Here is an 11,742-nt window from a genome sequence, read left to right on the forward strand (position 1 = left end):
TTCAATCACATCAAACGAAAATGTCCGTTCGGCGTGTTTGTAAAAAGACCGCATGATGCGGGACATATTGATGCCTTTTTTCTCTGCGTCCAAAGACACAGTGCCCGTGACCGAAGTCTCAAGCGTCAAATCGCTGGTATCGCGGCGATGGAAATGAATCGGCAGACGAAAGTTGGAAATGCCCACATGTTGGATATGCTGACGCGCGCCTTTGATCAGGCTTTCAGGCCCGTTCTGCAAATCTGGCAAGGTGTCGCGGTAAGCTTCGTCCACGGCAAAATCTTCGGGATACGCCCGCCGCAGCGCAGGGTAATTGGCCAAATCCTGCGCCTCAGGCAAAAGCCGCGCAATTGCGGGATCAAGCTCGGCCACCTCAGTTGGCGTGGCTCCACGCGCCCAAACGCGCAGCGCCTCAAGGGCATCTTCGGCCTTGGCACGCTTCGCGTCTGTTTCCATTGTGGATTGGTGCTTTGTCATGTCGTCCCTCAATCTCTTGCGTCACGATATAAACGCTTGAAAGCAATATACCAAGACCGCGATTGATCGAGGGACTGACGTCATGCGCGTTGATCTGACTTATGCGGCATCCAAAGCAGCCAGAAGATCTGCGATCAAATCATCAGCGTCTTCCAGCCCTGCGGACAAACGCACAAGACCAGGCGTGATGCCAAGCGTGTCTTTTTGCTCATCAGGAAGGCGCGAATGCGTGGTGGTCGCAGGATGCGTTGCGATGGATTTGGCATCGGCAAAATTGTTGGAAATTGTGAAAATATCCAAAGCGTTCAAGAACTTGAAACAAGCGTCCTTACCGCCTTTGACGTCAATCGCCAACACTGTGCCGGCACTTTCGCCTTGGGATTTGGCCAATTCATACTGCGGGTGTGCAGGATGGGTTGGAAAGCGCACGGCGTTCAGCTTGGGGTGACCTTCGAGCGCATTGGCAATGGCCATGGCAGTGCCAGATTGCTGGCGCACACGCAGATCAAGCGTTTCCAAAGATTTCAGCTGAACCCAAGCGTGGAACGGGCTCATCGCACCGCCAGTGTGTTTGAGGTAGGCCTCAATCGGACCACGGATCAAGTCGCGTGAGCCTGCAATGATACCGCCCAAAACGCGCCCCTGCCCGTCCACATGTTTGGTGGTCGACACCACGGCCAAATCCGCGCCACAGCTTTGCGCGTAAGAAAAGATCGGCGTCGCCATAGCGTCATCTACGACAACCAAAGCGCCTTTGGCATGAGCCACTTCACAGACATGTTTCAGGTCGATCACTTCGAGCGTCGGGTTGGAAATGCTTTCCAAAAACACCAGCGCTGTGTCATCGCGAATGGCCGCATCCCACGACGCAGTGTCCGTGCCATCGACCAAAGTGATTTCCACGCCGAAGCGCGCCAAGACGTCTTCGAGAATGTACAAACACGATCCAAACAAAGCTCGCGACGACACAACGTGATCGCCCGCTTTCAGCAATGAGGTCAAAGCACCGTTCACAGCCGCCATGCCCGAGGCACAAGCAAAGGCATCTTCAAAACCCAAGATGGACGCCATCCGGTCTTCGAACATACGCGTTGTCGGGTTGCCATAGCGGGCATAAATGAACTCATCAGAGCCAACTTCAATGAAACGCTGCTCTGCGGCTTCTGCAGTCTCGTACACAAAGCCTTGGGTCAGGAACATCGCCTCAGACACTTCGCCATATTGCGAGCGGCGCGTGCCATCATGCACCAATTTCGTGCGCATTTTCCAATCTGATTTGCCCATGTTCGGCTCCTTCATCTTCAATAAAAAACCCCCGTGTGATCCACTGAGGTACCAGCGTGATCAAGAGCGGGGGTCGCGTATTGCGTCTCGTCCTGACCTCTTTAGCGGCATATTTACAAGCGCATTTTTACAAATGCACCAACGTGGCCCGCAATCCGGTGAACAAATCGCCACGTGCTTGGGGATTTGGTATCGGGGGCCAGTGTCACTGTCAATATCCGCGGGGACAACTTTGTGTTCAAAGGCGAATTTCACGCAACGCAACGCAGCTGTAAAGAATCCTTCACTGATCTGTCGCATGCTGAATGCACTCTCAAAAACAAAGTTAACGCGCCCCAGCGGACGTGCCTCAGGATCCGTTTCTTGAGCTGAACGGCTGGCGGACCGTCAAGGAGCGTGCCCATGCCTTTGCTGAGCCTCAATCTGGTTAATGGTCGCCTTGAATTAGACGGCGGCGGATGCGCCTTTCGCGCCCTGCAAGACCAACTTGATATCCTGCCGCCAAACGCGCCAATCGTCATGTGCATCCATGGGTATAAATTCTCGCCAGTGCGCAAAGCTGTGTCACCGCACCAGCACATCTTGGCCCTCAACCCGACCAAATCTTGCTGGAAAGCGATGAGCTGGCCGCGGCATTTGGGCTTTGGTCGCGGCATCGACAACGAAGGGTTGTGCATCGCTTTGGGCTGGTCGGCGCGCGGCAGTATTTGGAACGCTTTCGCGGCAGCGCAAGAGGTCGGCGATGCAGCGGCCGAACTGATTGCGGCAGCAGAACGACCCGTTTATTTGGTCGGACATTCGCTTGGCGCGCGGGTCGCACTGCGCGCGATCGCTGCCTCAAAATCAGGCAGCGTGCGCCGCGCCATTCTCTTGGCTGCGGCTGATTTCAAAAGCAACGCGCTGGAAGCATTGGAAAGCCCCGCAGGACAAACCACAGACATCATTAACATCACCTCGCGCGAGAATGATCTGTTTGACGCGCTGCTTGAGACACTCATTGGCAAGGCAGGAAAAGCTGACATCGCGCTTGGTGCTGGCCTCGGTGGCGCTGCGCCAAATTGGGTTGATGTGCAAATTGATGATCCTGTTTGTTTGCAACAGCTGCGTGAGCTTGGCTTTCGCATTGCCGCCCCAAGTCGGCGCATTTGCCATTGGTCGGCCTATATCCGCCCCGGCATTTTTGCATTTTATTCAGACTTGATCCGCGCACCAGAGATGCTGCCAATTGACGTTTTGCGGCAAAAAATTCCGCAACAAACAGCGCCGCGCTGGTCACGACTAATTGCACGACCAAACATTCATATCTCCTTGCCATTTATGAGAAAGGCGGCATTGTGATCCGAAAAGGAGTCACCATGTCCAACCCGATTGATCTATACTATTGGCCCACGCCCAACGGCTGGAAAGTGTCCATTATGCTCGAAGAGTTGGGCCTGCCTTACACCACACATTTCATCGATATCGGTGCAGGTGATCAATTTGCGCCTGAGTTTTTGAAGATATCGCCCAACAATCGTATGCCCGCCATCACCGACCCCGATGGCCCAGATGGCGCGCCCATTTCTATCTTTGAAAGCGGCGCCATTTTGCAATATTTGGCGCGCAAAACGGGCCAATTCTGTGGTCCAACCCAAAGAGACCGCATCGCTGTGGATCAATGGTTGATGTGGCAAATGGGTGGACTTGGTCCGATGGCAGGCCAAGCCCATCACTTTCTAAAATACGCGCCAGCCATGGATCCGCCCAATGATCTGCCTTACGCCAAAGATCGCTACCGCAATGAAACCGCAAGACTTTATGGCGTATTAGATCGCCAACTTGCGAAAACCGAATACGTGGCTGGTGACTTCTACTCTATCGCGGATATGGCCATCTGGGGATGGGCCAGCCTGTGGGAAGGTCAACAACAAACCTTGGATGACAAACCACATATGGCGCGCTGGTTGCAAACAGTTGGCGACCGCCCCGGTGTCATCCGTGGTCGCGCCTTGGGCTCGGATCGTCGCAGGGACGTGACAAAAGACAAAGGCGCCCAAAAACACATGTTTGGCAAAAAGCACTAGGCTGAATCCGCAAGCAACTGTTTGAAAGACAACAAGGACGTTTTGACATGACCTCGTTCACGCGCCGCGACGTGTCAAAAGGCCTCTTGAGCATGGGCGCTGTCGGATTGGCGGGTTGTTCGCCGCGCCCCAAGCTGTTCTCAGCGCCTTTTGTGGGCCAACCCAATACGCGCTCCGTTTTGGTCGCGACCAATCGCACCATGGAGCCCGACCCAAAGGTGCAATTTATCGAAGGGCGCTCCGATACCCTTGCGTATCTGCAGTACGATGTCTCCATCCCTGATGATCGTAGACTCGGTGAATATTCATTTCCGGCTCGTAAACTCGATCCGGCCAAACAATTTTTCGTTGCCCGCACCCAAAAATTCGATGGCCCCGCCGGTTTTGCACAGGGGGTGAACCAAGCCATCAAAACATCGGTCGACGACAGCGGAAATCTGTTGGTCTTTGTGCACGGCTACAACATGTCCTATCCAGGCGCCGTGTTCCGTGCGGCTCAGGTGTCCACCGACTTCAATTTGGAAATTCCAATTGTCTTGTTCAGCTGGCCCTCGGCTGCACGTGCTTCGCGCTATGGTTACGACCGCGACAGCGCCCTTTACGCGCGCAGCGCTTTGGCGGACACACTTGCGACACTGGCCCGCACTCAGGCCCGCAAAATCACGCTTTTGGGGCATTCGATGGGCGGCTTTCTTGTGATGGAAGCTCTCAAGCGACTGACCCTCGAAGGTGATACGCACACATTGTCTCGCATCGACGGCGCGGTTTTGGCGCAGCCCGATATTGATGTGGACGTGTTCCGCGCGCAAATGGCCGACCTCGACTTGAAAAAACAATTCATCATGGTGATGAACTCGGATCGAGATCGCGCATTGCGGCTTTCTTCCGTTCTCACAGGCGGGCACGCGCGTGTAGGCGCGTCCGGTGATATCGAGGATCTGCGCGAACTGGGAGCAATCGTGTTGGACGTGAGCGACGTCGGATCACGCGATTTTCTACAACACGATACCTATGTTTCGTCGCCCGCGCTGTTGTCGATGATCCGGTCCGGCAAACTGACCAAGCGGATTATCGAAGGGGCTCCAGGCCAAGATCTTTTGATTGAAGGCGTTAAACTGACGGGTCAAGCGGCCCTCGCCATTGCCTACCTGCCCTACACTGTCACCGGTACTTAGGCCACCCTATTCTTCGTCTGGTGCCGTGGAATGGCGCGCCATCAAACCTGATTGCGTCATGAAAAATCCGAACATGACCAAAGGCAGGCCAAAGGTTTTAAATTTCACCCATGCATCGGTGGAAAAGAAGCGCCACACCAACTCATTCGCCAGTGCCAATCCCACAAACAAAAGCGTCATTCGGACGGTCAGTTTCATCCAACCCGCGTGATCCATGGGCAGCATATCCCCCATCACCAGACGCAAATAGCTTGTGCCACGCAGCAAGCCAAATCCAAGGATGGCGGCAAATATAGTGTAAATCATTGTCGGTTTCATTTTGAAAAAGCGTTCGTCGTTGAGCCAAATCGTCAAGCCACCGAATACTGTGACCAACACCAAGGTCATAATCTGCATCGCCGACAATTTGCCCGTCAAACGCCACAGCACCAACGTCGATGCGGCCAAAATAGGAATGAACGCAGCTGTCATCACAATGAAGCCAGAATACGTCTCGCCGTTCACAACGAATTCGCGATTTTTCAGCAAAACGAATCCTATGAAAAAGGCCAAGATTGGTCCCATTTCAAGCGCCGTTTTCACCCAAGGTTTCACGTTCTTTTCTGACATCATCGACCCTCTAATTTATCCGCCCATTTCCACTATCACAGCGCCAAGGGCGATCAAAGCCATCAACAGCAATCGGCGCGGCCCGACCTTTTCTTTGAGCACCAGCCAGCCAATCAGTGCCGCGAAAACCGTCGAGGTTTCGCGCAAGACGGCGGCCTCCCCTACGTTGTCCAACCTTGTCGCCAACATAATGAATCCAAAGGAAAAATAAGCAACGATGCCGCCCAAAAGACCGCGCATCATAAGCGGTCCAAGATCGGGTTTCACATCCAGTCCACGATAGCGCATCACCGCGACAACTGGCATCACAAAGCCGTCAATAAAGAAAAACCAAGCCAAAAACGTAAAGGGATCAGCGGTCGCGCGAATGCCGTACGCGTCATAGGTGGTGTAAAGCGCAACCAAACTGCCGGTCAAAACCGCCAACATGAGCGCCGGCACCATGGTGTCACGCCCCACAGTAATGGTGCGTAAATTGTAAATCGCGAGACCAAAAATCCCCGAGATCAGCACAGCAACACCCAGCCATTGCGTGGCGTTAAAATGTTCACCAAACACAATGCCCGCGCCGATCACCGTAAACAAAGGCCCCGTGCCGCGCACAACAGGATAAACGACCGTATAGGCCCCTTTGGAATAGGTGTAGCCTTGGGCCGTTTTGTACAACGTGTGAATGACCCAAGCGCCGATAAAAATCGGCCACATATGCGGTTCTGGCCAAGGGACGACAAACAACGCTATGGGTGCCGCGATAATACCATAGCAAAAATCCATCGCGCCGCGCGATAGCCACGGGTCGTGACGCCCTTTTTGCAAGGCGCCAAACAATGCATGTAAAATGGCCGCCAAGATGGCAAGGATCAACGCCAGTTGATGCCCCAAATCCGTGCCTTCAAGCGATATGATCCAATCGCTCATCCCTTGCAGCCTTTACGCCGCAAGCCGACGTGGGCGCAAAGGAATACCCTCGATATCTGCAGATGGATTGGTGATCAAACGACCGTCCGCCCCTTCGATAAAGGGAATGCTGTCATCCAAATAGCTGTCTTTGATCAGCTGTTCCTCAAGTGCGGTGACGATGAAATCGGAACGATAATCGTCGACCAGACCAACCCCAAAAATCCGCAGCTGAATATCTTCACGCTCAGGGTCAAGCACGAGCATCGCAGTGCCGACCAAACGCGCGCCATCCAAGACGACCATCTCCGAGAAAAGTTGGCGGTCTTCAGGCCATTCTTCTTCGGTTTGTGCGGGGCACAATGGATGATCGAAAAACAGGTCTTGCATGGCCTCACGGCGCGCCACAACGTCGCCTTCGGAAACCCAATTGTTCGGCCCGATGGCTTTGCGAATTTCGAGTGTCATTCTTCTAATCCCATGAGGGCGGCCGCAAATTCTTCGGGATCGAAGGGCGCAAGATCATCGATCTGCTCGCCCACACCAATCGCGTGAATTGGCAACCCAAATTTATCGGCCAAGCTGACAAGAACACCACCACGCGCCGTGCCGTCCAGTTTGGTCATCACCAAACCAGAAACATCAGCGAGGTTTTGGAAAACTTCGACTTGATTGAGCGCATTTTGGCCAGTGGTTGCATCTAGAACCAACAATGTGTTGTGCGGCGCAGAAGGGTCTTTTTTGCGGATCACACGCACGATTTTTGACAGTTCTTCCATCAAGTCGGCGCGGTTTTGCAAACGCCCTGCCGTATCGATCATCAACAAATCTGCGCCGATGTTTTGCGCTTCGGTCATCGCGTCAAACGCCAAAGAGGCCGGATCAGACCCTTCGGGAGCCGTCAGGACGGGCACGCCTGCGCGTTCGCCCCAAACCTGCAATTGTTCCACGGCCGCCGCACGAAACGTATCGCCAGCGGCAATCACCACGGATTTGCCAGCGGCACGAAATTGCGATGCCAGCTTACCAATTGTGGTCGTTTTTCCGGAGCCATTCACACCCACAACCAAAACAACTTGCGGCGTCTTTTGGTAAATCGGCATTGGGGTGGCAACGGGTTCCATGATGCGGGCAATTTCACGCGCCATCAGTTGCTTAATTTCTTGCGCAGAGAGCTTCTTGCCAAAGCGTCCTTCGGCCATCGCAGCGGTCACGCGGAGCGAGGTTTCCACCCCCATGTCCGCAGTGATGAGCAATTCTTCAAGCTCTTCGAGCATCTCATCGTCGAGCGTACGTCTTGGCGCAGCAACAGCGGCTTTGCGGCCAAGCATCCGGCCCAACAGGCCCGGCTTTGCAATAGCGGGTGCATCGTCTTTTGGTGCAGCCACGGGTGCGGTTTTTTGCACTTCAACGGGTGCTTCTGGGGTTGGCGTAAGTTCGGCAGGTGCGGCCTCTACAGCAGGCTCAACCTCTTCAGGTTCAGCCGCGACAGCGTCAACAGGTTCAGGAATGTCTGTTGCAGCAAGGCTAACGTCTTCAGGCAGCTCTTCCGGTTGTGACGGGGCTTCAACTTCAGCTGGTGCAGCGTCAGGCAAATCCGCGTCCACGACAGGCTGCGCATCGGGGGCGTCCGTCACCTCAACCTGTGTTGCAGGCACGTCCTCTTCGGTCGTGTCTTGCACGATCGCATCAAGCCCTTCGTCCAACTTGGACGACGTTTTCATCAAGCGCTTTTTAAGCTTTCCAAAGAACGACATTTACACCAACCTTTTCCAGTTCAGGCAGACTTAATGCCGAATCCCCTTAGATGGAAGAGCAACGCTCCAAAGATGCGTCGATTTCCCCTGTGATTTGATACCTTTTGATGTGTAAATAAGAGTTAAAACCTAGGATGACCGATGCAACACTCAAAGCCTAAGACCTCTGCGCATGTTGTGCGCTTTTTCGCTGTTGCGAGCCTCGCGCCGGTGGTCTTGTTGGTACTGGCAATTTTGTTTGGTGGGTTTTGGACCGGAGCGGCCTTGATCTATATGACGATGATGTTCTCATATCTTCTTGATATGATGGGGCATTTATCGACTGATCCAGAAGACGCAGAGACCGAATACCACGCAGCAGATAGGCTCTCAACGGTCTTGGCTGTATCGCATTTCGTGTTGCTGCCGATAGTTGTCTATGTCTTGGCCAACGGCGCATTGAGCATCGGGGAACATGTCGCGATCTTTTTTGCGACGGGGCTCTTTATGGGGCAAGTTTCGAACTCAAACGCGCATGAACTTGTGCACCGCACGGATCCACGGCTGAGAGCTTTGGGAACGTGGGTCTATATTTCCATCCTGTTTGGGCATCACACAACCGCGCACCCGAAGGTGCACCACCGGTTTGTGGCCACCGACAAGGATCCTAATTCTGCCCCGAAAGGCATGAGCTTTTATCGTTTCTTGCCCCATGCTTGGATCGGGTCTTTCAAAGCCGGCTTGATGGTCGAAAACGCGATGCGCAAGCGGGCGAAAACCAAGACGATCCATCCCTATGCGATCTATCTTGGCGGCTCCGCACTCTGTTTGGTTTTGGCCTTTATTCTGGGCGGCTTTTGGGGGCTTCTGACCTACATCGCGCTGTCTTTGTTTGCATCAAGCCAATTGATGTTGTCCGACTATGTGCAACACTATGGCCTGCGCCGCCGCGTGCTTGAAACAGGCGAATTTGAACCGGTTGGCCCCATGCATTCATGGAACAGCCCGCGTTGGTTTAGTTCTTTGTTGATGTTGAATGCGCCACGTCATTCAGATCACCACGCGCACCCGATGACGCCGTACATAGGCCTGACGATCACGCCTGACATGCCGCTGTGGCCGCGTGGCTTGCCGACAATGGCAACGCTGGCGTTGTTTCCACGCACTTGGAGACGTGTGATGGACCGCCGCGTGGACCGCGTTATGCGGCAGATTGAAAACAGCTCTGCACCTTCAGATTAGTCACGTTGCAAAAATGTGATTGGCGCTTTGGGGCGTTATGGTGGCACAGTTTACGCATGTTGAAATCAGCTTTTATATCCGCCGCACTTCTTGCCTTTTCCGCAACCTCACTGGCGGCATCCGAGCCGCTGTCTGGCGCACAATTTGATGCATATGCGACAGGCAAAACGCTCACCTTCGCCGAAGACGGCCGCGTCTATGGGGCTGAGCAGTATTTGCCAAACAACCGTGTGCGGTGGGCCTATAATGCAGACACCTGCATGGAAGGCATTTGGTATGAAAAAGAAGACAACATTTGTTTCGTCTACGAAGACGGTGGCACGCCGCAATGCTGGAGCTTTTATTTGGAAGGGGAGCGTTTGAAGGCGGTGTTCAACGGCGAAAGCGGAACAGAGCTGTATGAAGCGACGCAAACAGACGGACCTCTGGCCTGCATGGCACCAGGGCTTGGCGTTTAGACGCCCTTAAAACTAAAACGCCTAAAACAAAGACCCTTGGTCAGGGCCAGCCGGTTTTGACTTTTTGGGTCGAGGCTTGGCCGTAGGTTTCTCTGATTTTGCAGTCGCAGACGCGACAGGTGAAGCGCCTCCTGCCACAGCCACGCGACCATCGGCAAACTCAACCTCAAACATTTTGTCTGCATCTGCGGCAGAGGTCACAAGCCCATCTGACGCATCACGGATCACTGCATAGCCACGTTTAAGCGTTTCCTTGTACCCCATCGCTTGGCGCATGGCCTCAAGACGATCAAGACGTTGGCGGCGTTGTTGTTCTTGTGCCCGTGCGGCTCGCAGAAGACGGTCGCTCAACTGTGCGAACTGCTCGTGTTTGCGCTGCATCAGGTCTGCTGCACGCGCTGGATCGAGCGTGCGCGACAGCGCCTTTAAGCGCTCGGCCCCGCGTTCCACCCGTGAATTCAAGACAGACACACGCAGGCCAGCAGACGACGTTGTCAGTTGATTGCGCTTGTTGCTCACGTTCATCACCAAGGCTTGGCCCAAGCGCACTTCGGCTTGATCAACGCGCTGGCGCGGCACGTCCAAAAGCCGATCTTTGGCAGGCATCACGCGGGCCAAATCTGACAACCGCTGTTTGCGGCGCTGCAACCCTTGGGTCAGACCACGGGCCATTCTGCCCTTTTGTTCTTGGATCAAAACCCACAGCTCACGGCGCACAGGCACAGCCATTTCCGCAGCGGCTGTCGGCGTTGGGGCGCGTTTGTCAGACGCATAATCAATCAAAGTCGTATCGGTTTCGTGCCCCACCGCTGAAATCAGCGGGATTTGCGACGCCGCTGCTGCGCGCACCACGATCTCTTCGTTAAAGCCCCAAAGGTCTTCTACAGACCCACCGCCGCGCGCCACGATCAGCAAATCAGGACGCGGCATTGGGCCACCTTCGGGCATGGCATTGAATTGCTCAATCGCATTGGCCACTTCGCGCGCCGAGTTCTGCCCCTGCACAGCCACGGGCCACAAAAGCACATGGCGCGGAAACCGGTCGCGCAAACGGTGCAAAATATCGCGGATCACCGCCCCAGAAGGCGAGGTCACGACCCCGATCACTTCGGGCAAATAGGGGATCTGTTGTTTGCGATCCGCATCGAACAGCCCTTCGGCGGCCAGTGCTTTCTTGCGCTTTTCCAACAAGGCCATAAGCGCACCCGCGCCCGCTGGCTCGATATTGTCCACGATCAGCTGGTAACGCGACCCGCCAGGGAAGGTGGTCATGCGCCCTGTCGCGATCACCTCCATGCCCTCTTCGGGGCGGTGTTCCATTTTGGCGACTTGGCCTTTCCAAGACACCGCATTGATCACGGCTTTGTCGTCTTTGAGGTCAAAATACATGTGCCCAGAGCGCGGCAACGACACGCGCCCCACTTCGGCGCGCACACGAACGAATCCGAATTCGCCCTCGATCATCTTTTTCACAGCACCCGAAAGTTCAGAAACTGAAAATTCAGGGGCATTTGAGGTGCCTTTTGGGGCCTCGTCTTCGAAAAGGTCGGACATAAGGGAAAGCGCGCCTTGTTTGATCGTCGTTGGACTTGTGTCAGCTTAGGTCTGACTTTAGAACGCGGACAACAAAAGGTGAAGCATAGGAATTTGGCGCGATGAACATTCTCATTCTCGGATCTGGCGGACGTGAACATGCATTGGCGTGGGCTGTGCTGCAAAACCCTAAATGTGACAAGCTGATCGTCGCTCCTGGTAATGCCGGTATCGCGGCGATTGCGGAATGCGCGAGCTTTGACATCAA

Annotated in this window: 13 protein-coding genes; 6 read left to right on the plus strand and 7 right to left on the minus strand. The window is 54.5% G+C overall.

Annotation, left to right across the window (positions count from 1 at the left end):
• Both ABF287_RS01145 and ABF287_RS01150 read right to left on the minus strand, forming a co-directional pair.
• Positions 1 to 477 (minus strand): GTP cyclohydrolase, FolE2/MptA family (locus ABF287_RS01145; RefSeq protein ID WP_347183190.1); only part of this gene is annotated, 477 nt, incomplete at its 3' end.
• Positions 478 to 576: 99 nt separating this feature from the next.
• The gene (locus ABF287_RS01150; RefSeq protein ID WP_347183191.1) at positions 577 to 1,761 is read right to left on the minus strand and encodes an aminotransferase class V-fold PLP-dependent enzyme; all 1,185 of its coding nucleotides are present in this window, start codon (positions 1,759 to 1,761) and stop codon (positions 577 to 579) included.
• A gap of 402 nt (positions 1,762 to 2,163) precedes the next feature.
• On the opposite strand from ABF287_RS01150, the gene ABF287_RS01155 reads away from it, so the two are divergent.
• Genes ABF287_RS01155 through ABF287_RS01165 form a run of 3 tightly spaced genes read left to right on the plus strand, consistent with a single transcriptional unit; the run spans position 2,164 to position 4,999 of the window.
• Positions 2,164 to 3,099, plus strand: a complete 936-nt coding sequence (locus ABF287_RS01155) for an alpha/beta fold hydrolase (protein WP_347183192.1) — start codon at positions 2,164 to 2,166, stop codon at positions 3,097 to 3,099.
• 17 nt (positions 3,100 to 3,116) lie between these two features.
• Positions 3,117 to 3,824, plus strand: coding sequence for a glutathione S-transferase N-terminal domain-containing protein (locus ABF287_RS01160; RefSeq protein ID WP_347183193.1), 708 nt, complete (start codon positions 3,117 to 3,119; stop codon positions 3,822 to 3,824).
• A gap of 47 nt (positions 3,825 to 3,871) precedes the next feature.
• Positions 3,872 to 4,999: an alpha/beta fold hydrolase gene (locus ABF287_RS01165; protein ID WP_347183194.1), complete on the plus strand. Its 1,128-nt coding sequence runs from the start codon at positions 3,872 to 3,874 to the stop codon at positions 4,997 to 4,999.
• Between the two features lie 6 nt (positions 5,000 to 5,005).
• On the opposite strand, the gene ABF287_RS01170 is transcribed toward ABF287_RS01165, so the two are convergent.
• From ABF287_RS01170 to ftsY, 4 genes are read right to left on the minus strand one after another with little or no spacing between them, the layout of a single operon-like run.
• Positions 5,006 to 5,608 carry an inner membrane-spanning protein YciB gene (locus ABF287_RS01170; protein WP_347183201.1) on the minus strand — a complete coding sequence of 201 codons (603 nt, stop codon included), beginning with the start codon at positions 5,606 to 5,608 and terminating at the stop codon, positions 5,006 to 5,008.
• 15 nt (positions 5,609 to 5,623) lie between these two features.
• On the minus strand, positions 5,624 to 6,526 hold the full coding sequence (locus ABF287_RS01175; RefSeq protein WP_347183195.1) for an EamA family transporter: 903 nt from the start codon (positions 6,524 to 6,526) through the stop codon (positions 5,624 to 5,626).
• Between the two features lie 12 nt (positions 6,527 to 6,538).
• Complete coding sequence (locus ABF287_RS01180) at positions 6,539 to 6,973, minus strand: hypothetical protein (RefSeq protein WP_347183196.1); 435 nt, start codon at positions 6,971 to 6,973, stop codon at positions 6,539 to 6,541.
• Complete coding sequence (ftsY, locus tag ABF287_RS01185) at positions 6,970 to 8,262, minus strand: signal recognition particle-docking protein FtsY (RefSeq protein ID WP_347183197.1); 1,293 nt, start codon at positions 8,260 to 8,262, stop codon at positions 6,970 to 6,972. Before ftsY ends, ABF287_RS01180 begins: the two co-directional genes overlap by 4 nt.
• A 141-nt stretch (positions 8,263 to 8,403) precedes the next feature.
• Between ftsY and ABF287_RS01190 the strand changes: the two genes are divergently transcribed.
• Together ABF287_RS01190 and ABF287_RS01195 are read left to right on the plus strand one after the other, a co-directional pair.
• Positions 8,404 to 9,483, plus strand: coding sequence for an alkane 1-monooxygenase (locus ABF287_RS01190; protein ID WP_347183198.1), 1,080 nt, complete (start codon positions 8,404 to 8,406; stop codon positions 9,481 to 9,483).
• Positions 9,484 to 9,539: 56 nt separating this feature from the next.
• Entirely contained in the window at positions 9,540 to 9,941 is a 402-nt protein-coding gene (locus ABF287_RS01195; RefSeq protein WP_347183199.1) for a hypothetical protein, read from the plus strand.
• A gap of 21 nt (positions 9,942 to 9,962) precedes the next feature.
• On the opposite strand, the gene xseA is transcribed toward ABF287_RS01195, so the two are convergent.
• Complete coding sequence (xseA, locus tag ABF287_RS01200; protein ID WP_347183200.1) at positions 9,963 to 11,495, minus strand: exodeoxyribonuclease VII large subunit; 1,533 nt, start codon at positions 11,493 to 11,495, stop codon at positions 9,963 to 9,965.
• A gap of 101 nt (positions 11,496 to 11,596) precedes the next feature.
• Between xseA and ABF287_RS01205 the strand changes: the two genes are divergently transcribed.
• Positions 11,597 to 11,742: phosphoribosylamine--glycine ligase N-terminal domain-containing protein (locus tag ABF287_RS01205; RefSeq protein WP_347183202.1), on the plus strand; the 146-nt coding region annotated here is incomplete at its 3' end.

Source organism: Pacificibacter sp. (assembly GCF_039769035.1).
Lineage (GTDB): Bacteria > Pseudomonadota > Alphaproteobacteria > Rhodobacterales > Rhodobacteraceae > Celeribacter.